26 protein-coding genes and 1 pseudogene are annotated in these 24,801 nt (G+C 67.4%); 21 read left to right on the forward strand and 6 right to left on the reverse strand.

All coding sequences use genetic code 11. The features are described 5' to 3' along the window. Window positions 1-136 precede the first annotated feature (136 nt). From ACFXMV_RS00595 to ACFXMV_RS00615, 5 genes are all read left to right on the forward strand, one after another. The gene (locus tag ACFXMV_RS00595) at window positions 137-1,837 is read left to right on the forward strand and encodes a 2-isopropylmalate synthase (RefSeq protein WP_378501784.1); all 1,701 of its coding nucleotides are present in this window, start codon (window positions 137-139) and stop codon (window positions 1,835-1,837) included. 162 nt (window positions 1,838-1,999) lie between these two features. Beyond that, window positions 2,000-2,551, forward strand: coding sequence for a YceI family protein (locus ACFXMV_RS00600; protein WP_378502714.1), 552 nt, complete (start codon window positions 2,000-2,002; stop codon window positions 2,549-2,551). A 95-nt stretch (window positions 2,552-2,646) separates the two neighbouring features. Next, entirely contained in the window at window positions 2,647-3,024 is a 378-nt protein-coding gene (locus ACFXMV_RS00605) for a DUF3054 domain-containing protein (protein ID WP_378502319.1), read from the forward strand. 55 nt (window positions 3,025-3,079) lie between these two features. Continuing rightward, window positions 3,080-4,549, forward strand: coding sequence for a peptide MFS transporter (locus ACFXMV_RS00610; protein ID WP_378502713.1), 1,470 nt, complete (start codon window positions 3,080-3,082; stop codon window positions 4,547-4,549). A 109-nt stretch (window positions 4,550-4,658) separates the two neighbouring features. Continuing rightward, on the forward strand, window positions 4,659-4,835 hold the full coding sequence (locus ACFXMV_RS00615; protein WP_378501825.1) for a hypothetical protein: 177 nt from the start codon (window positions 4,659-4,661) through the stop codon (window positions 4,833-4,835). Window positions 4,836-5,104: 269 nt separating this feature from the next. Here the strand turns inward: ACFXMV_RS00615 and ACFXMV_RS00620 are convergent, their stop codons facing one another. Together ACFXMV_RS00620 and ACFXMV_RS00625 are read right to left on the reverse strand one after the other, a co-directional pair. Continuing rightward, window positions 5,105-6,421, reverse strand: coding sequence for a trypsin-like serine peptidase (locus ACFXMV_RS00620; protein ID WP_378501826.1), 1,317 nt, complete (start codon window positions 6,419-6,421; stop codon window positions 5,105-5,107). Window positions 6,422-6,526: 105 nt separating this feature from the next. Beyond that, window positions 6,527-8,389, reverse strand: a complete 1,863-nt coding sequence (locus ACFXMV_RS00625; RefSeq protein WP_378502751.1) for a penicillin-binding transpeptidase domain-containing protein — start codon at window positions 8,387-8,389, stop codon at window positions 6,527-6,529. Between the two features lie 167 nt (window positions 8,390-8,556). Here ACFXMV_RS00625 and ACFXMV_RS00630 point away from each other — a divergent pair, with 167 nt between their 5' ends. The 3 genes from ACFXMV_RS00630 to ACFXMV_RS00640 all read left to right on the forward strand — a co-directional run bounded on the left by ACFXMV_RS00630 (window position 8,557) and on the right by ACFXMV_RS00640 (window position 11,128). After that, window positions 8,557-8,868, forward strand: a complete 312-nt coding sequence (locus tag ACFXMV_RS00630; RefSeq protein WP_378501384.1) for a hypothetical protein — start codon at window positions 8,557-8,559, stop codon at window positions 8,866-8,868. Window positions 8,869-9,392: 524 nt separating this feature from the next. Then, a complete protein-coding gene (rsgA, locus tag ACFXMV_RS00635) occupies window positions 9,393-10,487 on the forward strand; it encodes a ribosome small subunit-dependent GTPase A (RefSeq protein ID WP_378501385.1) in 1,095 nt (364 codons plus the stop codon). Window positions 10,488-10,573: 86 nt separating this feature from the next. Beyond that, window positions 10,574-11,128 (forward strand): GNAT family N-acetyltransferase, encoded by a 555-nt coding sequence (locus ACFXMV_RS00640; protein WP_378501386.1) that lies wholly within the window; start codon window positions 10,574-10,576, stop codon window positions 11,126-11,128. A 60-nt stretch (window positions 11,129-11,188) separates the two neighbouring features. Here the strand turns inward: ACFXMV_RS00640 and ACFXMV_RS00645 are convergent, their stop codons facing one another. Further along, window positions 11,189-11,467, reverse strand: a complete 279-nt coding sequence (locus ACFXMV_RS00645; protein WP_378501387.1) for a TetR/AcrR family transcriptional regulator — start codon at window positions 11,465-11,467, stop codon at window positions 11,189-11,191. A gap of 604 nt (window positions 11,468-12,071) precedes the next feature. Here ACFXMV_RS00645 and ACFXMV_RS00650 point away from each other — a divergent pair. The 4 genes from ACFXMV_RS00650 to ACFXMV_RS00665 all read left to right on the forward strand — a co-directional run bounded on the left by ACFXMV_RS00650 (window position 12,072) and on the right by ACFXMV_RS00665 (window position 13,952). After that, a complete protein-coding gene (locus ACFXMV_RS00650) occupies window positions 12,072-12,674 on the forward strand; it encodes a hypothetical protein (RefSeq protein WP_378501388.1) in 603 nt (200 codons plus the stop codon). Beyond that, on the forward strand, window positions 12,646-12,957 hold the full coding sequence (locus tag ACFXMV_RS00655) for a hypothetical protein (RefSeq protein WP_378502711.1): 312 nt from the start codon (window positions 12,646-12,648) through the stop codon (window positions 12,955-12,957). Before ACFXMV_RS00650 ends, ACFXMV_RS00655 begins: the two co-directional genes overlap by 29 nt. 38 nt (window positions 12,958-12,995) lie before the next feature. Next, complete coding sequence (locus ACFXMV_RS00660) at window positions 12,996-13,679, forward strand: serine protease (RefSeq protein ID WP_378502710.1); 684 nt, start codon at window positions 12,996-12,998, stop codon at window positions 13,677-13,679. Window positions 13,680-13,742: 63 nt separating this feature from the next. Beyond that, window positions 13,743-13,952: a hypothetical protein gene (locus tag ACFXMV_RS00665; protein ID WP_378502323.1), complete on the forward strand. Its 210-nt coding sequence runs from the start codon at window positions 13,743-13,745 to the stop codon at window positions 13,950-13,952. A gap of 318 nt (window positions 13,953-14,270) precedes the next feature. Here the strand turns inward: ACFXMV_RS00665 and ACFXMV_RS00670 are convergent, their stop codons facing one another. Beyond that, window positions 14,271-14,519, reverse strand: a complete 249-nt coding sequence (locus tag ACFXMV_RS00670) for a hypothetical protein (RefSeq protein WP_378502322.1) — start codon at window positions 14,517-14,519, stop codon at window positions 14,271-14,273. A 229-nt stretch (window positions 14,520-14,748) separates the two neighbouring features. Between ACFXMV_RS00670 and ACFXMV_RS00675 the strand changes: the two genes are divergently transcribed. The 4 genes and pseudogenes from ACFXMV_RS00675 (at window position 14,749) to ACFXMV_RS00690 (ending at window position 18,104) form a co-directional block, all read left to right on the forward strand. After that, window positions 14,749-14,994: a hypothetical protein gene (locus ACFXMV_RS00675; RefSeq protein WP_378502709.1), complete on the forward strand. Its 246-nt coding sequence runs from the start codon at window positions 14,749-14,751 to the stop codon at window positions 14,992-14,994. A 448-nt stretch (window positions 14,995-15,442) separates the two neighbouring features. Then, window positions 15,443-15,676, forward strand: a complete 234-nt coding sequence (locus ACFXMV_RS00680) for a hypothetical protein (protein WP_378502708.1) — start codon at window positions 15,443-15,445, stop codon at window positions 15,674-15,676. A gap of 172 nt (window positions 15,677-15,848) precedes the next feature. After that, a complete protein-coding gene (locus ACFXMV_RS00685; RefSeq protein WP_378500569.1) occupies window positions 15,849-16,115 on the forward strand; it encodes a hypothetical protein in 267 nt (88 codons plus the stop codon). Window positions 16,116-17,025: 910 nt separating this feature from the next. Further along, window positions 17,026-18,104, forward strand: a pseudogene (locus ACFXMV_RS00690) (tyrosine-type recombinase/integrase). Window positions 18,105-18,161: 57 nt separating this feature from the next. Here the strand turns inward: ACFXMV_RS00690 and ACFXMV_RS00695 are convergent. Next, on the reverse strand, window positions 18,162-18,590 hold the full coding sequence (locus ACFXMV_RS00695; protein ID WP_378502707.1) for a hypothetical protein: 429 nt from the start codon (window positions 18,588-18,590) through the stop codon (window positions 18,162-18,164). A 142-nt stretch (window positions 18,591-18,732) separates the two neighbouring features. Between ACFXMV_RS00695 and ACFXMV_RS00700 the strand changes: the two genes are divergently transcribed. The 5 genes from ACFXMV_RS00700 (at window position 18,733) to ACFXMV_RS00720 (ending at window position 23,509) form a co-directional block, all read left to right on the forward strand. Beyond that, a complete protein-coding gene (locus tag ACFXMV_RS00700) occupies window positions 18,733-18,990 on the forward strand; it encodes a hypothetical protein (protein ID WP_378500567.1) in 258 nt (85 codons plus the stop codon). Window positions 18,991-19,080: 90 nt separating this feature from the next. Next, window positions 19,081-19,635, forward strand: a complete 555-nt coding sequence (locus tag ACFXMV_RS00705; protein ID WP_378500566.1) for a hypothetical protein — start codon at window positions 19,081-19,083, stop codon at window positions 19,633-19,635. Between the two features lie 167 nt (window positions 19,636-19,802). Beyond that, window positions 19,803-21,398 (forward strand): ABC-F family ATP-binding cassette domain-containing protein, encoded by a 1,596-nt coding sequence (locus ACFXMV_RS00710; RefSeq protein ID WP_378502706.1) that lies wholly within the window; start codon window positions 19,803-19,805, stop codon window positions 21,396-21,398. Between the two features lie 40 nt (window positions 21,399-21,438). Further along, complete coding sequence (locus ACFXMV_RS00715) at window positions 21,439-22,851, forward strand: amidase (RefSeq protein WP_378500564.1); 1,413 nt, start codon at window positions 21,439-21,441, stop codon at window positions 22,849-22,851. A gap of 1 nt (window position 22,852) precedes the next feature. Next, window positions 22,853-23,509, forward strand: coding sequence for a M50 family metallopeptidase (locus ACFXMV_RS00720; RefSeq protein ID WP_378502705.1), 657 nt, complete (start codon window positions 22,853-22,855; stop codon window positions 23,507-23,509). A gap of 20 nt (window positions 23,510-23,529) precedes the next feature. On the opposite strand, the gene ACFXMV_RS00725 is transcribed toward ACFXMV_RS00720, so the two are convergent. Then, window positions 23,530-24,675, reverse strand: coding sequence for an esterase-like activity of phytase family protein (locus tag ACFXMV_RS00725; RefSeq protein ID WP_378502163.1), 1,146 nt, complete (start codon window positions 24,673-24,675; stop codon window positions 23,530-23,532). Between the last annotated feature and the right edge of the window lie 126 nt (window positions 24,676-24,801).

A 24,801-nucleotide genomic window follows, 5' to 3' on the forward strand; every position in this document is an offset into this window, starting at 1 on the left:
CGTGGTCGATCTCACATAGCCTAACTCTCATGCCATGTACGGGAGACACGCCGTGAGCCGCGACTAGATCCGATCGGACCTTCTCCACCGCGGGATTCGCGTACGTCGACCGCCTCCTCACACCCCAGGAGCCGACATGAAGTGGAATCGCCAAGTTCCGTCCGGGATGCCGTCGCACCGCTACCGGTCCCATTTCGACCGGGTGCCCACGCCACCCGACGACGGCGGACCCGGACGCCAATGGCCGTCCAACCGCCTCACCGCCGCTCCGCTGTGGGCGCCCGTCGACCTGCGCGACGGCAACCAGGCTCTCCCCGAACCGATGGACACCGCCCGCAAGCGGCTGATGTTCGAACAGCTGGTCCGGATGGGTTACAAGGAAATCGAGTGCGGTTACCCGGCCGCCAGCCAGGCCGACTTCGACTTCACCCGGGACCTGGTGACCTTCGACCTGGTGCCGGACGACGTCACCGTCGTGGCATTCACCGCCGCCCGGCCGGAGCTGATCGACCGGACCTTCGAGTCGGTGCGCGGCCTCGCCAACGTGGTGATCCACACCTATGTCCCCACCGCGCCGTTGTGGCGATCGATGGTGCTGGGCCAGGACCGGGACGAGTTGCTCCGCCACATCCTGAAATCCGCGGAGGACGTGGCCCGCGTCGGCGACACCATTCCCGGCATGCGGTACCAGTTCGCCGCCGAGGTGTTCAACCTGACCGAGCCGGACTTCGTCCTCGAGATCTGCAACGGCCTCACCGAACTGTGGGACGCCAGCCCGGACCGGCCGGTCTCCCACAATTTCCCGACCACCGTCGAGACGGCGACACCGAACGTCTTCGCCGATCAGATCGAATACATGCACCGACATCTCGACCGGCGCGACTCGGTGATCCTGTCGATCCACACGCACAACGACCGGGGCACCGGCGTCGCGTCGTCCGAGTTGGCGATGCTCGCGGGCGCGCAGCGCGTGGAGGGCTGCCTGTTCGGCAACGGTGAGCGGACCGGGAATGTGGACCTCGTGACGCTCGGACTGAACCTGCACTCGCAGGGCATCGACCCGATGATCGACTTCTCCGACCTCGACGCGGTGCGGCGAACGGTGGAGCACTGCAACAGGATCGACGTACACCCACGGCACCCGTACGGCGGCGACCTGGTGTTCACGGCGTTCTCGGGATCCCATCAGGACGCGATCAAGAAGGGGTTCACCAAACACAACGCGGAGGCGAAGTCGGCAGGAGTGGAACCCATGCAGGCGGCGTGGGAGATGCCGTACCTGCCGATCGATCCCGCGGACATCGGCCGCGACTATGAGGCGATCATCCGGGTGAACAGCCAGTCCGGCAAGGGCGGCGTCGCGTATCTGCTGCAGACGGGCTACGGACTGGACATGCCGCGCGCGCTGCAGATCGACTTCGCGCGACGGGTGCAGCACGCCACCGACGACGGCGGCGGCGAGGTGACCGCGGAGGAGTTGTGGAAGCTGCTGACGTCCGAGTACGCCCACCACGGCGTCCTCGACAAGTGGTCGGTCGAACATCTCGGGGACGGCGATCGCCTGTCGGTCCGAGCAACGCTCGGCGAGACCCAGGTCGACGGTGAGGCCTCGGCGAGCGGGCCGGTCGAGGCGTTGACCCTGATCCTCGCCGAGCACGGCTGCCAGGTGGAGGTGCTCGCGATGTCCCTGCAGTCGGTCGCCGAGGGCGCGGGTGGCCAGGCCATCACCTTCGCCCAGTGCCGGGTGGGCGGCAAGACGCAGTGGGGTATGGGCATCGAATCGTCGGTCACCGCGTCGGCCCTTCGTGCGGTGCTGGCCGCGGCGACGCCCGACTGATCCCTGGCGCACATCGGGCGATTCCACCTGGACCGCCGGCCGATCCTCGGCCGGCGGTCCCCTCGTGTGTCCCACCTCACATCGGGCTCGGGAAATATCCGCGGGGGTGGCGCGTTGAACGAGGTACCTGCTTGAATGTTTAACTATCTCCGAGGAGTTCACATGACCACCGCCATCGCCCTGCCCACCCTGACCGCCGGCACCTGGGCCATCGACGCCAGCCACTCCACCGTGGGCTTCTCGGTCCGGCACCTGATGGTCAGCAAGGTTCGCGGCCGCTTCCAGGACTTCTCCGGCGCCATCACGGTGGCCGAGGACGGCACCCCCTCCGTCGACGCCGAGATCCAGGTCGCGTCCATCACCACCGACAACGAGCAGCGCGACGGCCACCTCAAGACGGCCGATTTCTTCGATGCCGAGCAGTTCCCGACCGCCACCTTCAAGTCCACCGGTGTGCGCGGCAAGGGCGAGGACTTCGTCGTCGACGGCGACTTCACGCTGCACGGCGTGACCCGCCCCGTCGAGCTCAAGCTCGAGTTCAACGGCGTCAACCCCGGCATGGGCCACGGCCCGGTCGCCGGCTTCGAGGCCAGCACCGTGATCAACCGGAAGGACTTCGGCATCAGCATCGACATGCCGCTCGAGGGCGGCGGCGCCGTGGTCGGCGACAAGATCACCATCACCCTGGAGATCGAGGCGGGCCTGCAGGCCTGACCGACTCCCCCACGATCGGCGCACCCATCGCGACCCAACCCCCTGGGGTCGCGGTGGGTGCGCTTTCGTCTAGCCCTCCGGCCTACCCTGGTCCCGTGAAGAAGTTCCTGCCCGTCCTGGCCGTCGACGTCGTACTGGTCATCGTGTTCTGCGCGATCGGCCGCCGCACCCACGACGAGGCCAACGCGCTCGTCGGCCTGGCCAGCACCGCGTGGCCGTTCCTCGGCGGGCTCGCCGCCGGCTGGCTGGCGAATCAGGCGCTCTACCGCAACAAGTCGGCGCCTGCCTCGGTGTTCCCGGCCGGCGTGATCATCTGGCTGTGCACAGTGGTGGTGGGCATGGTTCTGCGGGCGATCGGCGGTCAGGGCACCGCCTTCAGCTTCATCGTCGTCGCCACCTGCGTGCTGGCTGCATTCCTGCTCGGATGGCGCGCGATCTACGCCGCCGTCCGGAAACGCTCCGCCGCCGCCTGACGACTCGGGCCCCTGATTCCGGGCGTCGACCCGGCGCGCGTGAGACAGTTTGCCGATGAGCGAACTCACGTCGCCGCCCCGTGATCCCAAGGCCGACCGTGGTTTCTTCGGCCAGCCGTTCGCGCTCGCGAACCTGTTCGGCGTCGAGATGTGGGAGCGGTTCTCGTTCTACGGGATGCAGGGCATCCTCCTCTACTACCTGTACTACTCGGTGGCCGACGGCGGGCTCGGCATCTCCCAGGCCGCCGCGACCAGCATCGTCGGTGCGTACGGCGGCACCGTCTACCTGTCGACGATCCTCGGCGGCTGGGTGGCCGACCGGATCCTCGGATCCGAGCGCACCCTCTTCTACAGCGCGGTCCTGGTCATGCTCGGTCACATCGCGCTGGCCGTGATTCCGGGCCTGGCCGGCGTCGGAGTCGGACTGATCGCGATCGCGATCGGCAGCGGCGGCCTCAAGGCCAACGCCACTTCCCTGGTCGGAGACCTGTACGCGGAGAACGACGACCGCCGCGACGCCGGGTTCTCCATCTTCTACATGGGCATCAACCTCGGCGGATTGGTCGGTCCGCTGCTGACGGGGTGGGCGCAGGAGACGTGGGGATTCCACGTCGGTTTCGCGCTCGCCGCGATCGGCATGGCGCTAGGCCTGATCCAGTACACGCTCGGCCGCAAACGGCTCGCCGGGATCGGCGAGCGGCCCCTGAACCCGATGCCGCACGCGCAGCGGCTGCGGTACGCGGCGGTCGCCGCCGTCGCGTTGCTCGTGGTCGCAGGCCTGTTCCTCGTCGGGCTCATCACCCTCGACAACCTGTCCGACGTGGTGGTCGGCGTGACTGTCGCGGCGTCGGTCGTCTACTTCTGGGTGATCCTGAGCAGCAAGAAGATCACCAGCACCGAGCGCAGTCGCGTCTTCGCGTTCATCCCGATGTTCCTGGCCAGTGCCGCCTTCTGGTCGCTGTTCCAGCAGCAGTTCACCGTCGTCGCGATCTACGCCGACAGAAGATTGGACCGCAACCTGTTCGGCTGGGACTTCCCGGCCTCCTGGGTGCAGTCGATCAACCCGGTTTTCATCATCATCTTCGCCGGCGTGTTCGCGGCGGTATGGACGAAGCTCGGTCCCCGCCAACCGTCCTCGCCGCTGAAGTTCGCGGCGGGCACCATCATCATGGGCCTGGCCTTCCTCGCGTTCCTGCCGTTCGCGGGCGGCGGGCCGAACAGCACCCCGCTGCTCGGCCTGATGTTCATCCTGCTGCTGTTCACGTTCGCCGAACTGTTCCTCTCCCCCGTCGGCCTGTCGCTGTCGACGAAGCTGGCACCCAAGGCATTCCACACCCAGATGGTGGCGCTGTTCTTCCTGTCGGTTGCGCTCGGTTCCGCATTGGCCGGCACGCTGGCACAGTTCTACGACGAAAACGACGAGGCGCCGTACTTCACCTGGGTCGGCGCGGCATCGATCGGCGTAGGCATCCTGATGATTCTGCTCTCGCCGTGGATCAGCCGGATGATGCGCGGGGTGCACTGACCGCCCGCCGACCGGCCCTTGTGCGCTGCGTCGCCCCGGGCGGACGATGGTTGGGAGCCATGAGGGGTGGCTCGACCGCAGGTTCGTCCCAATCAAAGGTGTGAGCACCATGTCCACCAGGATCACCAAAACCCTCGCTGCGACCGCCATAGCCCTGACCGTCGGCGTCTTCGCGGCCCCCGCCGTCTCCGCCGCCGAGACCGCGGGCGCCACGCCTGCCATGGGCTCGGTTGCCCTGTGCTTCAGCATCCCACTCGGGTCCGCCGCGCTCGTCTGGTGCCTCTGAGCCCCGACCATAGTCAGTCCCTGGATACGGCTGCGGACTGACACCGCTGCCAAACACCAACGCACGGCAGGGATTCGGCCGCGACTCCCTTTGGGCAAGGTGGTCGGGATCGGCCTGCCGTGCCGGTCAGTGCCGTCTCGACGGGTAGATCGCGTGCGGGGCACCGGCGTTTGGGCGCCGATCGTCAGCGAGGAGGGCGCGACCACGTTCAGCCTCTGAAAACGGGCCTTGGGTACGCGTCTCCTCCGCACCCGAGGCCCGTCAACGTGTCAGTTCGGTGCCACCTGAGCCCGGGCGACGTCGTAGACGGCCTTCTCCTGATCCACGAAGTGGGTGGCAGACATGTAGGGACGGGCGCTGTTCATATTGGCGAGGACGGTCTCCATGACCGGGAGGCCACCATCGGCGTTGACGAAGTGGGAGGTGACGCCGACCTGGATTCCGGTACCGGTGGCCGGGTCGTACTGCTCGAACCAGGGACCGCCGCTGGACCCGGGGCTGAACGCGGAGGGCGCTATGTCGAGGTGCTTGCCGGTGATGGCGATCGACTGGCCGGAGTTCACCTTGAGGGTGCGGCCGTCGTAGGAGCGCTGAAGTGCGGACGGCACCCCGTGCCTGTTGGCCGCTCCCGTGCGGGTCGGGACGCCGTTGACGATCGGCGGTGCGTACCAGCTCTTGATGTTGTCGGCGGGGTAGCCGAAGCCGGTCAGCACCTTGCCCTGGGGCAGGTTGAAGCCGACCTGCTGGCCGCCGGCGACCTGCTGGATCGGCCGGCTTTCGGTGGGGCTGTCGACCAGGACGGCGGCCATGTCGTGCCCGGGGCCTTCACCGAACTGACTGGCGTCGGCAGCCCATTCGTTGGTGATCCACTGACGGGTCACCCCCCACACGCCGTAGGGCGCGATGTCGGCGCCGGGCAGCGTGGTCCCACCGTCGCTACCAGGGATGTGGCGGGCCAGAGCGGCACCGTCGAAGCCCGGGATGAAGATCGCCCGGTCGGCCTGCCAGTTCTCCAACCCGAGGCCGAAGTCCCAGTTGGAGGAGTTCATCCGGAAGCAGTGGGCGGCGGTGAGCACGACGCTCTGGTTGTCGCTGTCGACGACGTTTGCCGAGCAGTTGGCCAACTTGTACTTGGTGGTTCCCGGCACGGTGTGCACGAGGAACATCTTCCCGACGGTCTTGCGGATCTGGCCTGAGCCGGTGACGGTGGCGCTGAGGGCGTCGCCGCCGGCGGTCGGCTCGACGATGACGTCGCTGCCCTGGCCGTCGATCGGCCCGCCGTTGTCGTCGCTGAGACCGGCAATGGCGAGCCGGTCGACGGTCCAATAGTCGACCGCCGCCTGTAACTCGGCGGCGTAGCCGCTACCTGCGGCGACCATGGACGGCAGCTCGTGGGGCGTCGTGGACTCTGTGCTCCCCGACCCGGTGCTTGCCGACCCGGTGCTTGCCGACCCGGTGCTTGCGGACCCGGAGGCGCCGAGCAGGGCTGCCTCTGCGGACCCTGCGCTCGCGGGCGCGGTGGTTGCGAGCAAAGCCGCCGCGGTGGCCGCCGCAACAGCCCAGCTGAGGCCTGTCAATGTGCGCATCTTCCCCAACCCCCAACACATGAATGATCTGGTGAAGATACGGCACTCGGTGTCATGCGGTCTCGGATATCGGGCGACGGGTCAGCCCGGCCAACTTCCCGCGGGTCACCGCGGGATCTGGGCCTGGATCGGTCGCAGGAACCGGCCTGCCGCGTCCACCGCAGGGGCCGAGCTGTCCGCCCCCGCGACGAACACCGCGAACGCAACATCACCATCGATGCCGACGAACCAGCCGTGCGCGGCGGCGTCGCCGACCTCCGCGGTGCCGGTCTTGCCGCGCAGGTCGGCGATGTCGGCGAGCTGGGTGGCGGTGCCAGCCGTGACGGTCTCGCGCATCATCGTCCTCAGCTGCTCGGTGACCAGTGCGGGCGCCGGGGCCTGCGTCGTGTCCGCAACGCCCGGCATCCCCGCGACCAGCATCGGTGCGGGCGCGGAGCCCTTGGCGATCGACGCCGCGACCAGCGCCATCCCGAAGGGCGTCGCGGTCACCTGACCCTGTCCGATCGCGGATTCGACGCGCTGTGCCGGGGTGTCCGCTGGCGGCACGCTGCCGGTGACCGTGGTCAGCCCGGGAGTCACGTAGTCCACCCCGAGCCCGAACTGCAGAGCGGCGTCGGGCAGGGCGGTCGGCGGCATCGCGACCGCGAGCCTGCCCATCGTGGTGTTGCAGGAGCGGGCGAACGCAGTGTGCAGCGGCACCGAGCCGAGGTCGAAGTTGTCGTCGTTGGGGATGATGCGACCCTCGATGTTCGCGCTGCCCGGGCACGGCAGCACGGTGTCCGGGGTGACCGAACCCGACTGGAGCGCAGCGGAAGTGGTGACCGTCTTGAACGTCGACCCCGGCGGGTACAGGCCGGTGAGCGCGATCGGGCCCTGCGCGGTCGCGGCCGGGTTCTGCGCGACGGCGAGCACAGCCCCTGTAGACGGCCGCAGCGCGACGATCGCGGCCTGCTGCGGGAGCTCGGCGATGGCAGCCTGGGCCGCGCCCTGGATCGCCGGGTCGAGGGTGGTGGCGATGTCCGGCTGAGCGATGCCGTCCTCGCCTGCCAGCCGCTCCGCGGATCCGTTGGCGCGCACCAGTTGCACCGCCCACCCCGCCGAGGCGTCCTGGCCCTGCTGCCACAGCTCGCGGAGACCGTCGAGGGTCGGCGAGGACATCGCCTTGTCCGTGGTGAGCAGCCGGGCCTGCTTGACCAGCTGCACACCGGGGATCGCGGCGAGCCGGTCGGCAATCGGCTGGAAGTCCGTGTCCCGCAGCGTGATCGCGGTGACGGTCTTGCCCTGGGAGCCAGCCAGGTCGGCCTGCAGGGAGGCAGCGGTGACCGTCGGGGCCACCGGGCCGACCAGCAGCGCGACCGCGCCTGCTGTGCCGGCCGGGTCGGCGACCGTCGCCGGATCGAGGTTGACCAACGTGACGGTCTGTTCGGTCAACAGCGGGCGGGCGGTGGCGTCGAGCACCTGCGGGGACCCACCGGCGAGGGTGGTGTAGCGAAGCGTCGTGTCCGCGGTCAGCCCGGGCGCCAGCAGCTGCGGGTCCCAGGGGATCTTGCCGCCGTCGGCGACGGTCTGGCCGCCGCCGGTCGTGCTGTAGCTCCAGGTCCGCGCCGACGCCCGCTCGGTGGTCGCGGGAGCGGTCGTCATACCTGCGGTGGACGTCGCGGTGGGCTCGACTGTGGGTTCGGCACCGAGGGTCCAGTCCGCGTCGAGGGTGAAGGTGCCCGTGTCGCTGTCGGTGCCCGCGACGGCGAAGGTCGCGTCCCTGGCGGCGAGGCCGTCGAACATCTGGGTGATCGCTGCCGCGGCGGCCACCGGGTCGCTGGTGAGGTCCGCCGCCGCCTGCGCGTTCCGCTGGGTGAGCGCGTCGGCGAACTGCTGGGCCGCGACCTCCGTCTCCGTCTCCGACTGCCCGATGGTGCAGCCGCCCAGCACCAGCGCCGACACCGCGATCCCCGCCACACTCAGCTTCATCCGCATGGGACCGAGGTTAGGCGGCTTCGCCGCCCCGGGGTGGCAGGACTCCATTCCCGGGGTGGCTGCGGAGCACCCTTGGGTCGGTTCTCAACGGGGGCCGGGGTCGGCAGAGTTGTCCCTGTCACCGAAGCACCTCCCCAACCTTCAACCCCTGGAGATACTGAATGTTCAACGCCCGCCGAACCTTTGCCGCTGTTGCCATCGCCGCTCTTCCGATCCTGAGCGCTTTCGGGGCGGCGTCCGTCGCCAATGCCGAGCCCAACACCCCCATCGGTCCGAACGGTCCGACGGGACCGTGCCCGATCGTGAACACCGACGACCAGGGCAACGAAACGGTGATCAACAAGAAGCCCGGCGACCGCAGCCACGGCATGGTGTGCGGCGAGGACGGCGAGTGGCACATGCCGGCGAAGGCAGGCGGTTACAACGGCGGTCCGGGGCAGATCCAGACCCAGCCGGGACTGTCGCGCAGATAGAAACCCGAACTGGCGAGGCCCCGCATCGATACCGATGCGGGGCCTCTGTCGTCGGGGCGTGTCAGTTTCTTGCGCGGCGTTGAACAATCCTGCCCCGCCCTTCCTCCGCCCATCTGGCGCCAGTGGATCCAGACCCGCTTTTCCGCCCCACACCCCTCCACTGCTACGTCCTCGAGTTCCCCGGATTCGGTGTGAGCGATCCCGTCGATTGGTATGAAGGTGTACGGCACCGCCAGCACCAGCGAGGCGGTCTTGAGCATGCTGATCACAATCTGTCAGCGGGGATCGTTGGCCGCGTGCTAGTTTGGGTAGTCCGTGTTTGACCTGGAATGCGAGAGAATGGGAGGTGAGTTGATGTTTGCGGTGAAGACCGCTGCGGTGCGCAGCGCCCGGACCATCCTCACATCCCGGGCCCCGGTCTAGACCCGATACCCGTTGGCGGTAGTCACCGCGAGCTGCGCTCGTGGTGTTGCGGCTGGTGGTTCTGTGTTCGAAACGGGGCTCCTTCATTAAAGGGTCTCATCATGCATTCACCTCACCTTTCTTCGACTTCTTCATCGTCTTCGCGAGAGCTGTCCGCGCTCGGCTGGGACGAGACGTTCGCGGCGATGTTCGCTGAACATGCCGCCGCCGGGCTGATCCCGGCCCGTATCGTGCGGGTCGACCGCGGCCGATGCGACACCCTCACCGCCTCGGGGCCGGTGCGCGCCGACAGCAGTGCGCTCAGCGACGCGGACCGTGAACACATGGTGTGCACCGGCGACTGGACCGCGCTACGCCCGGGACCGCAACCACTGGTGGTGGCTTTGCTGCCTCGCCGTACCGCGATCACTCGTGCGTCCTCGGACCGCACCTCCCATCAACAAGTGCTCGCGGCCAACGTCGACACCGTCGTCATCGCGGTCTCGCTGGCGGCACCGGTCAACGCGGGCCGCATCGAGCGGTTGCTGGCGCTGGCTTTCGACAGCGGCGCCGGGCCGGTCATCGTGTTGACCAAGGCCGATCTGGCTGAGCACCCCGGTACAGACGAGGCGATGGTGGCCGCGCTGGCTCCCGGCGTTGACATCCTCACTACCAGCGCCGCTACTGGTGTGGGCCTCGAGCGGCTTGCCGCAACCGTGACCGGGACCGCGGTGCTGCTGGGTCCGTCCGGAGCCGGTAAGTCGAGTCTGGCCAATGCGTTGCTGGGACGAGAACACATGGGCACCAACGAGATTCGCGCCGTCGATGGAAAGGGCCGCCACACCACCGTGCATCGCGAATTGTTGGCGTTGCCCGCTGGTGGGGTGCTCATCGATACTCCGGGCCTGCGGGGCATCGGCGTTCAGGATGTTGCCGACGGGGTCGGGCAGGTGTTCGCCGAGATAGAGGCCTATGCCCGCGACTGCGCCTTCAATGACTGCGAACACCGCAGCGAGCCCGGGTGCGCGGTGCAGGACGCGGTCGTGACCGGCGAGTTGGACCTGGGGCGGCTCGATCGGTACCGCAAACTGATGCGGGAAAGCCAGTGGGCGGCCACCCGCGGTGACGCCCGCCAGAGCGGCAAACGCAGCAAGACCGTCAAGGCGATCACACGGGATCTGCGCGCGACTTACCGATTCCGCGACCGCCAGCTCTGACCCCGGCGTGCCCGCTCGCGCCCGCGGGCAACCCCGCGGCCCCGCGCGGTGCCACCGCCCGGGACTGGACGAGGGCACTGGATGTCTTGTATCACAACATCGTTCACCACAGGAAGACAACAATCATTAGTACTCGTAACGACTGGACCACTCGCGCCGAGACCAGCGCCGATATCGCCGCGATCCGCGAGATCAACCTCGCCGCGTTCGACACCTCCGAAGAGGCCGACCTCGTCGACGCGCTGCGCCAGGACCCCGCCTGGATCGACGGACTGTCGCTCGTCACTCTCGACGACACCGGCGCACTCGTAGGCTATGTACTGCTGACCCGAGCGCACATCGGTGATACCCCGGCACTGTGTCTGGGACCGTGCGCGGTCCTGCCTCAGTACCAGAAAACCGGTGTCGGATCGGCCGCGATCCGCGCGGCGTTCGAGGCCGCCAAGGCCAGGGGTGAACGTTTCGTCACCGTCCTCGGGCATCCGGAGTACTACCCGCGTTTCGGGTTCACCCGCGCCAGCACCCACGGCGTCACCATGAAGATGTCCGTCCCTGACGACGCGCTAATGGTGCTGAGCCTGGACACCGAACCCCTGCCCAGCGGCGTCATCCGCTACGCGGAAGCCTTTGGCGACATCTGAACCCTCCCGTTCGTCTGGTAATCCGACGATCCCTGGGGCCGCCTTCCCTCACCAACTCCCTCAGCAGCAGCCTGGCCAAAGCTGACGTCGACAAGCCTGGTCGGACTGGCCGGCCAACTGCGGCAGCGCAGCGACGAAGCGATCGATCTCACGTTGCGACCATGCCAGGAGCAGTGCGGCCTTGTCAGGGAAGTAGCTATAGACCGCGGTCGGTCCAACGCCCATCAGCGTGGCGAGTTCCCGCAGCGATACCTTCACTGCGCCTCTCTCGCGGATCGCCGTCGCGAAGGCATCGAGCATCGCCTCTCTCGAACAGAGAATCAGCTTTCGAAGATCCATGAGTAACGCCATTCGGCCTCAACTACATCCGGCCGCATGATCCTGTGGGCGGCCCCGCCTGAATCCGAAAAGTGAGGCGGGGCCACCTGCCCCAGTCGGGGGGGATGGGGCAAACAAACCTTATCCCAGGAATGGCTCGGCTGCCTGCCACCGCAGATACCTACAGGAACAATTCATTTGAACCTTGAATCATGTTGAGGCATTTCCTGTTCGGCGATTTCACGCATCACACGGCGTACTGGTGGGTGGAATTGGCCAACACGCTCCTCACTGCGTTGACGGTAAGGGTTCTCTGAGGTTAGGTCGAACACATCGCCAGTCGGCAATCGTCGACCTGCAGCGATCACAGGGGGAGGGTCTATTCGTGCGTCGAAGAAGGCGTTCACTGTCACTGCTCGCGTTGAGTACATCCATCATTGCCGCAGCCCTATTTGCTCCCGCAGCCAGCGGTGCCCAGTCGCCCGACTTCGGTTCAACCGGCTCTAGCTCCGGATCAACCGGGTCGACGGGATCGCCAGAGACTCAGTGTTCAGCCGAACAGTCCAGGGCTGGAGACTGTTTCACTGGCTACGTCGGTCAAGGTGAGCAGCCTGAGATCGCTATGGTGACCTCCGCTGTCGCCGGTGGCTACGTCACCGAGGCATGGGCTTACGTCAACAGGTATCGCCAGACCCGCGATCCCGGACTAACAGCCCAACTAGAACTCGCGATCAACAACGCGCTGCACCCAAACGGCGGCAACCACGGCGCCATCGTCAACCCACGGGCCTGGACGCTCACCACCATCCAAACTCTTCAGGTCTGCTTCGAATCCTGCACGGTGCTTGACGAAATCAAGGTCGAGTACAACGGTTCGCTCTACACCCGCGGCGAGGCATTGTTCTGGGGCCGAATCTCATCCGAGAACGGCAAGAAGTTCACGATCCAGAACCACAGTTGCGAGGTATACCGCGACGTCCCGGCGCTCCCGGACTACCAGGCGGGCTTCTACAAGGAGTGCGGCACCGCAATCAACACCACCTCGTACAACATCCTCGACGGTGTCAGCACCAGCTTCACACCAAACGCCAACTTCTACTGGCGAATCAACCTTGTCCTGGTGCCGGGCGAAGGAAACTCGCCGGCACAACTGCACCTTCCCAAATCCATATGGTACGAATCCCAGAATTGGTGGTCTGATGGCAGTCGATACGCCAGCTTCATCTGACGACGCTTCAAGGAAAGCTGCCGACGAACGAGCACGGACCGCTGACCAAATCTCGATCCTGTCGGCGATGGCCACCGTCGCCGACAGGCCAAGAGAATTGGTCGACTTGATCAGCGCGGCTGCGTCGAAAGAGCAAGCATCTGAAGCGGTTGCCCGGCACTTCGGGTTCACTGAACTCCAGGTCGGAGCCGCGCTGTCAATGCAGGTGTGGCGATTCAATGCCGACACCAAAGCTCAGCTCGCCGACGAACTGCAGGAGCTCAAAGAGAGACTCCAAACATAGCCGTGAGTTCCCCACGACAGAGAGTCACAATGTTCTGGGTGGCCTTGGCAGTCACCCTCCAGCTCACCACCTCATGCTCGAGCGGCACTGCGGCATCGACCCCCGATGCCGCAGTGCCGCTATCCGGAGGTGACACGATAGTGGTCGGACAATTCCAGACCTGCACGCTCACCACAATCGGACACGACGACAATCGCCGCCTCGTCGGATTGACCTCCGGGCACTGCGGAGACGTTGGCGACGACATTCAGCTGGCGGAGCACCCCACCACCTCCGAGGTCGTCGGAAAGGTGGTCAGTGAAAATCCGGGTCTCGACTTCGCCGTCATCGAATTCGATTCATCTCTCGCGGCTCCGAAACCCAACTCTCGGCTTGACACTGGCCCCGATCCCTCAGCCGGAGAGGAGGTCTGCAAGAGGAGCCGGGCCGGGAAGTTGGATTGCGGCACCGTCCTGGGGCTCCTCGAACAGACGCCGATCACCCTCAACAGGACGTGCTCAATGCCTGGCGATTCAGGTGCACCGGTCTTCGCCGACGGTCGACTCGTCGGAATGAATGCGGGTACCCACGGCGAGCCGGGGCGTGCTCCCTCGCGTGATTCCCCGTGCGGGGATCAACCCGTCGATTCCCGAAATCCGGCGTACACATTTTCGATCAGCGATGTGCTTGATGCACTGCGCAAGTCCGGGAACGTGGGCTCCGGGCTCATCCCAGAAGCCTAGTTAGCCACTGTCGCAGTGGCTGCGGCCCGCACGGCACGCCACCGTTCCCACCGAAAGGAAATCATGAGTGTCCATCGAAAGGGCTCCGGCGTGCCAGCCTCCAGCAGGGCAGTCGCCGGAGGAATCCTTATCGTCGGATGTCTCCTCGGGGCAGTCCTGCGCTTCAATCACGGCGATGCCTTTTGGGGCGTGGTGCTGGTGCTCGCGGCATTGACCTGGGTCATCGTCGGCTACTACCAACTCCGAAATAGAAGGCCGCCCAGCACCTACTAGGAACCAGGGCGCCCCCGGAACCTTTTGGTACCGGGGTGCCATGCGCTTCAAGACCCCAGCGATTGATGCGTTCTCGTTGATGACGCTCCGGCGCTGCACTTCCGTGTCGGGCAGACGGAGAGCCGAAAACCTATGTTGGGCCCTCACACTTCTCGAACGCGGCCCTCTTCTGTTCGAAGCTGTCAAAGTGGGACCGGGTGTCAGGGAGCCACAGCTTCCGGGAATCATGAGTGCGCAGCGATTCGAGATAGTCGTCAACCCACTGATCGAGCGGCGGCGGGTCGTCTACAGCGAAACCCTGCTCGCGTAAGCATTCCATCAGGCGTAACTTGTCCGGCCACCGAGGGACTCGGCACATCCATCCCAGTCCGACTGGAACCGATCACGACTCTCCTGGTCAGGGCTGATGCCGTAGTAGTCGAATCCGGCCTTGTCGGGGAAAAGCTTGACGTTGTAGCCCTTCTTCGTCAGGCAGTCGACGAGGCCCGTATAGAAGACGCCACGGGCGACCTCCCATTGCAGGTACGCCTGGGACGACTCCGACAGTTCGTGATTTGCGTTTTCCATTGAGCACCCACTCAGCGTGAACAGCGCCGCCGCTAGGGAATCAACGACAAGTCGGATCAATCCGACAGACTATTGCAGGCCCTCGGCCCCCGTCCATGTCGTTCCTCGAACAAGAAGGGCGTTGGCAGCTGTCCATTCGTCCGATTCAGACGAAATCCTGGACCGATTGGTCTGGTTCTGGTTCACTTGCTCTTGATTCGTCCGTGCAGTCAAACGCGACAGGATGATCATGACCTCAAATGACGCCGGAAGTTGGGTACCAGATACTCGTACGCTTCGATGGGCCTTGGGCCGGATAGACCACGAAGGTCTGCGCCACGCGATTGAGCGTGATTCACAGCTCCGTTCTGCGGCCGAGGGTGCCGATTTTTCGCCGTGGAATGCCTACGCCGATGCAGCTGTCGAGTTCATTTTCTGGGATGCGATTGCCGAGGCGGAGAGGTTGAATTCCGAATCGCCCAGTTCAGGAGAGTGACAATGAATTCTCGCCGTTTCGTCGCAGTTGCAGCGGCAATCCTCCTCGCTCCGGTCGGTGCCATCGCAATCGGCACTGGAACCGCCACCGCTGCACCGCGTTGTCAGTTCGTCAGCGTCGATGATCCGCACCCCTCATCCGGGGGTGGGGGGATCATCTTCAAGGCCCGGGTGACCTGCGATCCAGCCGGAACTTTGGCAACTGTGACTCAGCGAATGTGGCGGTGCCCGAGCAAGCCGTCAGGTAGCGAATTCCTGTGGGGCGGGCAGGGTTGCACTCTCCTGGGTGGGTTGTCGTATCCACAGAGCGTGCCGGCTACCGGTCAAACGTGGTATCACCCCCGCCCTCCCGCGGGTGGTTACACAGGAAACGGTTGGTACATCGGCGTCGCCGAACTCTCTCCGGGTGGATCCGCGCAAACTACCAACGCGCGCGAATACAACCTTTGGTGACACGCCGCCTTCGGCTGTGGGGCGACTGGGATGCGGCCGCGAATGCCGCCAACATCTACCTCGTAAACCCTGCTGAAGTCCAGCGATTCGGTCGGACGCTTGAGATCAAGGAGCAGAACGGCGACACCGTCGGCCTACTGCGTCTGTCAGATGACGGCGTCGCCGTGGTCCTGGAGTTGATCAATGCCGACCACCAACTGAGCGAAGCCCTGCAGTCCGAACTCGGGTAGCTGACTCAGACATCCGGGTCTGAATTAGTCATTGGACTTATCGAGTCGCCCAGGCGATGCGCTGTCCTCGATTGAGTGGGTGCGCAATGCAAGACTCAAACCACCGGAGTCGTCCCTGGCATAACGCGCCGACAGGCGGGTTGAGCGGGAACTGCCCCGGGATCTGCGTCGGGTGCGGGGCAAGAAGGGCATGGCCCGCGCCCGCAAGGGTGGCCCCGGCGAGGTCGTCGCTCGAAACCACTGCCGCAGTTGTCAACCCGGAGATCCGGCCGTGGACATCGACATCGCCTGCGCCGTCTGCGGAGACGGCCCCATCCTCGCAGGAGAATTCGCCGACGGCATCGGCAGCAACGACGAACTGCCCGAGCCCGTCCGGCGGTGGCTCACCATTGCCGGGTGGCGAACGAATCCGAAGCTGCTCTGCCCCGATCACGCCTAAGCTGAACGGGCGCTACTTTGCACTTCGGGTCAGCTTCGGGAGTACCTGGCCTTCTTCGACTACGAGTCCAGGTAGACGGCACACCGGGCAGAAGGCGGGAGAGAGGTTAGGGCGATTGACAGAGCCTTCGGCTCATCTCGGGCGGTGAGGTCGAAGCCTTTCGATGACTTCCGCAACGACAAGCGTGGTCCCGAACACGACCCCGGCGACCGCGAGACCGACTGCACGGATCCCGTCATGCAACGGACCGCCTGTGCTTGTTTGCATCGTCATCGAGGATCGTCCGCTGCTGACGCGGGGGCGTTCAATCGAATTGTTGATCTGCGAGCGATTCTCGTTCGAGTCAACCGTCGACGAGCGATCAGACGACATTGCGGTTCCTCCCCCAGACCGGAACGGCGAACCCGCCGGAATCCTCACCCCGCTCCGAACATAGTGGATGCTGGGTATGTCGCGCGCCATATGCGCGCCGCGCGTTACCCGCGGAACGCAAGTTGCCGCCCTTCGTCGGCGGACGATTGACCTTCCCTCTCGGCCGCAGAAAGCCAGTTGTCGTCGGAGTGCTTCTGGCAGTTGATCCCTCGGTGCTGGGAGCCGGCACTGAATCCCCCGTGAACTGCGCATACTGCCCTGAGTTTCGAGATTGCCACCTGCCCCGTTCGGTGACCGCCTCGCCCTTCCTGCACGCCGCAGGTGCAGGCGCTCTGCGGGGATTGCTGCCCCGGATGGATCGATCGAACTTCTTCCGACGTCGGATCTCCGGCCGTGGGGACGGGCTCGCGTGTCACTCTGGGTTTGCGCGGGGTCGGTGACGGAAAAACAGATTTCCGCACCGGCGCCACCGAAACCCCACCTCACCGCGTTTCGCCCGAAACGGGGGTGTCGGTGGGCGGTTGTAGCGTCTGCGGCCATGCCCATCGACCACGACACCGCGAGCCGCGCCGGTCTGCCGCAGGTCGCGGCCGGTGTCGCTCCGCCGCCGGATGTCGCGGCAGGCGTGGCGGACCGGATCGCCGCGTCGATGACCTCCGCCCGCGCCGCGGGCACCTACCGCACCTACGCCTCGGCGTGGCGCCGCTTCGAGCGCTGGAACGCCGCCCACGGACACTCCGCGCTGCCGGCCCACCCGGTCACCGTCGCGGCCTATCTCGTCGACGCCGCCGACACTCTCACCCCCGACGGCCGGCGGGCCTACGCCCCGGCCACCCTGGCCCGCTGGGTCGCCGCGATCGCGCACCACCACCGCACCGCCCGCCACCCGGTCCCCACCGGCGACGAGATCGTCCGGGCCACCCTGTCCGGAATCCGCCGCGACTACGCCGCCGCCGGGCACCGCCCCGCCGCGCCGCGGGCCCCGCTGCTGGTCGAGGACATCGTCACCCTCGCCGGCGCCTTCCGGCGCAGCGAACTCGTCGGACTGGCCTGCGGGGACGTGCGCGTGCACCGGCTCGACGGGCTGCACATCGCGCTGCGCCGCTCGAAGACCGACCAGGAGGGAACCGGCACCGTCCGGGCCCTGCCATTCACCGTCAGCCACCTCAGCTGCCCGCCGTGCGCCTACCTGCGGTGGGCACAGGTCGTCGCCGCCGCCGACACCGGTGGCCGCCCGGCAATGATTCGGCTGCTGCGCACCGCCCCGCCCTTCGACGGACATGTGTGCCGCGGCCCGCACCCGCGCACCCACTCGGAGGCGCCGCTGTTCCGGTCGATCAGGGGGAACGGCAACCTCTCCGACGCGGCCCTGTCCGGGGCGGCAGTGCACAAGGCGATGCGCCGCCTCGCCGAGCAGGCCGGCTACGACGAGGACCTGGTCGCCCGGCTCGGAGGGCACTCGCTGCGGGCCGGGTTCGTCACCCAGGCCTTCCGCAACGGCGCCGACGCCCACGCGATCATGCGCCAGACCGGCACACCACCGTCGGGATGCTCGAGGTCTACGCCCGCGAGCACGCCCCGTTGATCGGCAACGCCGTCACCACCATCGGACTCTGAGACGCCCAGCCCTACAACGGTTGTTCCCGGCCGCGACGCCACACGGAGTGGCCGGCGTTACCGGCACGACTGGACGTTGTTCGCCGACTGGCCGCTGCGGCGAATCTCGCCGCGCTGCCCGCCGACCCGGCCACCCTCGCGGGGTTCCTCGCCGAACACCCCGCCGCGCCGGCCACCCACCGGCGGCGGGTCAGCGCGGTCAACCACATGCACGAACGCAGCGGTCTGCCCGCCCCTGGCCGAGCCGAAACCATCCGGAGCGCACTCGACACGAACCGGGGGGCGCGTCTGGCGCGAGCGAAACAACAGGCGCGCCAACGCCTCCCGGAAATCCCCACGACGGGCTGGCCGCAGGGAATATTCGGCCGCCGCGACGGACTGCTGCTGGTCCTGGCGACGTCCGGTCTCGGCTTCGAGCAGATCAGCCGACTGCGGCGCAGCGAGGTGAGCGTCGAGGCCGACACCCTGGTCGTCGCCGGCCCGCATCCGGTGCTGTTGGACCCACACCCTGACCCGCGCCTCTCACCTGACGCTGTCTACCGGCGGTGGGCCGAGATCCTCGCCTTCACCGACCGACAACCCAGCACGCGCGCCCACCCACACCGTTCCCGCCCGACGGGCAGGAGCGGTGACCACGACCGGCCCCGAGCGCACCGAGCACCTCGAGTGCACGCCGGCGCCGCTGGGCGAGTACTTCGACCGAGGCATCGCCGCCCGCCACGCCGCCCACACCGCACTCTCCGATATCGGTGACCTGCTCGACACCGTCGAAGACCGTGCCGACCGGCTCCTGGAACAGACCCTGGCGATCATCGAAGACCGGCCCGCGGCAGGCCATCCGGGCCGGTGCATCCCGCTGCTGACAGCTGGTGCAGTCGACTTCTGAAACTGACAACCGGGGCGACCCGTAGCGCCCTCACCGAAATGAGCGTATGACTGTAATTAAGTAATCATCGCAACCTTCGAGGTGAGTTCGATGGGATACACGGGACACGGCGGACGCAGATTCGGACGGCCGGGCGGCTGGCAGCAGGCCGACATCCCCGACGCAGGCGACGCGAGCGAGTGGTTCACCGGGCGGCTGCCCGAGGGCTGGTTCACCGGCCCGGCCACCGTGACGGTGGACCGCGAGGAGATCGTGGTGACCGGCGAGCTGCCCGCGTCCGAGGAAACGTCCACGGCCGCCGCCGACGGCCGGATCTCCCGGTTCCGGGAGACCACCAGGGCCGACCGGATGCGGATCGCCGACGAGGCCGAGGCCCGCTACGGGCGCAAGGTGGCGTGGGGCGTCACCCTCGGCGAGCAGCACGTGCTGTTCACCCACCTGGCGGTGCCCGTGATGACCCGGCTGCGCCAGCCCGAACGGCGGGTGCTCGACACCCTCGTCGACGCGGGCGTGGCCCGCTCCCGGGCGGACGCCCTGACCTGGGCGGTCAAGCTCGCGGGCGAGCACAGCGAACAGTGGCTCGCCGAGCTGCGCGAGGCCATGCGCAAGGTGGACGACCTGCGATCCGAGGGACCGAACATCTGAGGCGCTGCTCATAAATCCCTTGCCGAAGCGACCGGGGTCGTCTTATCGTGGTGGCCGTCTTGTCGTCGACGATCGGAGAAGGGCCCTTGCTCATTCAGAGGTAGTGAACGCATCGCGTCGCGTGCTCGTGCACGTCTGGCGCCCCGCACCCACCTCTAGGAGCACCCATGGCCCAGCCCTATCTCGCCATATCCGACCTCGCCTTCAGCTGGCCCGACGGCGAACCCGTGTTCGACGGCCTCGGTGCCGTATTCGGCACCGGTGCAACCGGACTCGTCGGGCTGAACGGCACCGGCAAGTCCACCCTGCTGCGGCTGATCGCCGGTGGGCTGACCCCCGACCGCGGCTCGGTCACCGTGCACGGCAGCCTGGCGTACCTGCGCCAGGACCTCGCCCTGGACCCGGACCGCCGGGTCGACGCCATCCTCGGCATCGAGGATCAGCGAATTGCCCTGCACCGCATCGAATCCGGCACCGGGACCGAGGAGGACTTCGCCGTCGCCGCCGGACACTGGGACATCGAGGAGCGGGCCGTCGCCACCCTCGATCGGCTCGGGCTCGCCCACATCGCCCCGTCGGCCGACGAGCTCGGCCGCACGGTCGGCACGCTGTCGGGCGGGGAGACGATGCTGCTCGGCCTCACCGCCGCGCTGCTCGGTGATCCGCAGGTACTGCTGCTCGACGAGCCGACCAACAACCTGGACCTGGCCGCGAAGGCCCGGCTCTACGCCGCGGTCGACCAATTCCCCGGCACCGCGCTCGTGGTCAGCCACGACCGCGAGATGCTCGAGCGAATGGATTCCATCGCCGAGCTGCGCCGCGGGGAGCTGCGGATGTTCGGCGGCAACTTCAGCGCCTACCGCGCGGCCGTCGACGCCGAGCAGGAGGCGGCCCGCGCGGCGGTCCGCGACGCGCGCAGCGACGTGCGCAAGCAGGGCCGTGAACTGGTGGAGGGGCAGACGAAGCTGGATCGTCGGCTGCGCTTCGGCAAGAAGATGGAGGCGAACAAGCGGGTGCCGAGGATCATTTCCCACGAACGCAAGCGCCAGGCGCAGGTGTCGGCGGGCAAGCTGCGCGGCAACCACGTTGACAAGCTGGAGGAGGCCCGACAGACGCTCACCGACGCCGAGGAGCTGATCCGCGACGACCGCGAGATCCGGATCGACCTGCCGGACACCGCCGTCCACGCCGGCCAGCGGGTGATCGAGCTCGAGGACGTCACGCTGGCCTGCGGTCCGACGGTCTCCCTGACGGTGACGGGTCCGGAACGCATCGCACTGGTGGGGCGCAACGGGATCGGCAAGACCACCCTGCTGCGCGCGATCGCCGAGGCAGGCCCGCGGGTGCCGTGGCGGTCGCTGCCGCAGCGGCTCGACGTCTTCGACGGCACCCGGACGGTGGCGCAGAACGTCGCCGATGCCGCCCCGCACGCGACGCCGGAACAGATCCGGGCCCGGCTGGCCCGGTTCCTGTTCCGCGGCACGGACTCCGATGTCGCCGCGTCGGCGCTGTCGGGCGGCGAACAGCTCCGTGCGGCGCTGGCGATGATCCTGCTGGCCGAGCCCGCGCCGCGACTGCTGATGCTCGACGAACCGACCAACAACCTGGACCTGCCGAGCCTCGCGCACCTCACCTCGGCCCTGGCCGAGTTCCGAGGCGCACTCGTGGTCGCCAGCCACGACCTGCCCTTCCTCCGGGAGATCGCGGCGACGCGGTGGATCGAACTGACCGAGGACGGGCTGCGGGAGGTGGATCCGCGTTAACCTCGAGGCCCGCCCGCGCCCGACGATTTCGAGGACTCCGATGACCGACGACGCACGCATCCACGCCTTTCGCGACGACGCCCTCGGCGACCTCGACGCCACCGGCATCGCCGAGCTCATCGCCTCCGGTCAGGTGTCCGCCCGCGAGGCGGTGCGGGCGTCGATCGAGCGGGCCGAGTCGGTGCGCGATTCCCTGAACGCCATCGCCTGCCCGGACTTCGACCGGGCCCTGGAGCGGGCCGAGCGCCCGCGCGCAGGCGTCTTCTCGGGGGTCCCGGCGATCGTCAAGGACAACGTCGACGTCAAGGGCCTGCCGACCAACCAGGGCAGCGCAGCCTTCGTGGCCAGGCCCGCGAGCGCGGACAGCTCCGTGGCCAGGCAGTTCCTGTCCACCGGCGTGGTGTCGCTCGGCAAGAGCCGGCTGCCCGAGTTCGGGTTGAACGCCTCGAACGAGTATCCGTCCGCCGAGCCGGTACACAACCCGTGGAATCCGGCGTACTCGTCCGGCGCCTCCTCCGGCGGTTCCGCGGCGCTGGTCGCGGCCGGGGTGCTCCCGATCGGCCAGGCCAACGACGGCGGCGGCTCGATCCGGATCCCGGCGGCCGCGTGCGGTCTCGTCGGACTCAAGCCGACGCGCGGGCGCACGGTCGCGGATCCGGCGGACGTCGCGATGCCGATCCGGATCGTCGCGCAGGGGGTGGTGACGCGATCGGTACGGGACACCGCCCGCTACTACGCGGCGGCCGAAAGCTACTACCGGAACCCGAAACTCCCGCCGATCCGGCTCGTCGAGGGCCCGGGCCGTACCCGGCTGCGGATCGGCGTGATCGTCGACTCGATCACCGGCGGGGCGACCGACGACGAGACCCGGGCCTCCGTGCATGCGACGGCCGAGCTGCTGGCCGGGCTCGGGCACCGCGTCGAAGAGGCAGCCCCACCGGTCGGTCCGTCGTTCGCGGAGGACTTCGGGATCTACTGGGGATTCCTGGCGTTCGCGATCCAGGGCGGCGGCAAGAAGATGTTCGGACCGGACTTCGACCGAACCAAGACCGACAACCTCACCCGCGGACTGGCCGCCATGTACCGCAAGAACATCGCAAAGACGCCGCGGATGCTGTACCGGCTGCGACGCACCCACCAGCAGTACGCCCAGATGTTCCAGCAGTACGACGTGGTGCTGTCGCCGACCCTCGCACAGACCACCCCGAAGCTCGGGTTCCTCTCGCCCACACAGAGTTTCGAGGAGCTGTTCGCCAAGCTGGTCGACTACACAGGCTTCACCCCGCTGAACAACGCGTCGGGCGGTCCCGCCATCTCATTGCCGCTGCACGAGACCGCCGCGGGGCTGCCGCTGGCATCGCATTTCTCGGCCGATCACGGCGACGAGCGCACCCTGCTCGAGCTCGCATTCGAGCTGGAGCAGGCGCGGCCGTGGCGGCGGATCCAGGACTGAGGTGAACTCGTACTGGGCGCAGTGGTCGGCCTACCTACCCATCGTCGTCGCCGCCGCGCTGGTCCTGATCGGTCCGCTGTGGTCGTTGACCCGGCACGCGGTGACCCTCGTGCACGAGGCCGGTCACGCGATCGCCGCGGTCGCGACCGGGCGCAGGCTCACCGGGATCCGGCTGCACTCGGACACCTCGGGCCTGACGCTCTCGCGCGGCAAGCCCCGCGGCCCCGGCATGGTGCTGACCGCGGCGGCCGGATTCCTGGCGCCCTCGCTGCTCGGGCTGGCGGGCGCGGTCCTGATCGCGTCCGGGCAGCTCCCGGTGCTGTTGTGGGGCGCGGTCGCGCTGATCGTCGCGATGGTGCCGTTCATCCGCAACATCTTCGGGCTGCTGGTGCTGCTGGTCTGCGGATCGGCGGTCGGGGTCGTCGCGTACTACGGATCCCCCACGCTGCAACTACATTTCGCGTACACCGGGATCTGGCTGCTGCTGTTCGGCAACCTGCATACCATCGTCGAGGCGGCCCGCACCCGCTCGGGCCGTTCCGACCTCGACCAGCTGCGGTCGCTGAGCCACCTGCCGCGTTTCGTGTGGGTGATCCTGCTCGTCGCGGTGTCCGTGGGTACGGGGGTGCTGGCGTGGCGGGCACAGTACGTCGGTTAGTCCCCTCCCGCCGCCGGCACCTACCTCACCGCGAGGACATGAAACATGGTGTGCTGCCCGCCTTCCGGGTTGAAGTTGTCGTCGGCGGCAAGCATCAGGGTCCGGGTGCCGTCCGCTAGTGTCGGCCCCCAGGTGATGGACTCGACGTTGTCGGGGTTGGCGCCGGTATCGGCGAAATCGAACAGCTTCCGCTTCGGCATCGGCGTCTCGGTGCCATCGAGCTTCTCTCTGCCGGTGACGGCCGTGGCTCCGGCGGTCGTCGTCCAGAAGATCTGCACGTCGTTGCCCTTGCCTGGCACCGAGCCGCGCTCGATCACCAGGTACTCGTCGTCGCCGATCGCCAGGATCTCGGTCGCACCGCGGTCCGCCTTCAGCGTCCCACCGGTGGAGCTGACACCGTCCGGGTAGTGGCCGCTGATCGGGTCGACCCGGTAGACGAACTCGTCGACGATGTCGCCGCTCCCGTTGTCGAACATCAGAACCCGTGAGTCGGTACCGGTCTCGGGGGTGGCGATCGAACCGTCCTGCAGCAATGAGCTTTCCGTGAGCGCGACGAGCCGCGAGCCGTCGGCGGAGAAGGTCAGACCCTCGAACGCCAGGTTGTTGCGGATGCCGGACGTCTGGGTTCCGTCCGGTCCGGCCACCGGGATGTAGTGCGACGGCACCGGGTAGTCACGGACCAGGCCGCCATCGGCCGACGCGCGGCGAACGAACGGCGCGAGCAGCTTCGAGGCGTCGCCCTCGCTGGTGTACACGATGTCGGTGCTGCCGGGAACCCGGCGGATCGACTCCGGGTCGACGCCCTTCTTCGGGTAGGGCTGGCCGTCGGCCGCCAGGAGGGTGGTCAGCTCGGTGAAGTTCGGCGCATCGGCGACGAAAGCGCCGTCCGGCCCGAGGTCGAGCGTCAGGGCATAGAAGCGCGCGGGCCCCTTCTCCGACCGGTCGTCACTGACCGCCACATAGGTGTCGGTGGCGTCGTCGTAGTCGATCCCCGAGATCCCGCCGAGCGGTGGCCCGAGCGGGGTGAGTCCGTCGGCGACCTGCATCGTGTCGAGGTGGGTGACGGCGAGATCGTCTGATCCCGTGGCGGGTTCGGCGGTCGAGCAGGCGCCGAGCGCCAGCAGGAGGGGGGTCATCACGAGCGGGGAGAGAGTTCTTCGTTGCATGCGGCGGACCGTATGGGTAGCAAATGAACAAACGTTTACTCAGTGGTTACGTGCCGACCGCACCCGCCGAGTCGTTGATCCCTCCGTATCGGTTCGCGCCTGGCGACCAGTGCTACGTCGAGGTTG

The organism is Rhodococcus sp. NPDC059179, assembly GCF_042754885.1.
Taxonomy (GTDB): domain Bacteria; phylum Actinomycetota; class Actinomycetes; order Mycobacteriales; family Mycobacteriaceae; genus Rhodococcus_G.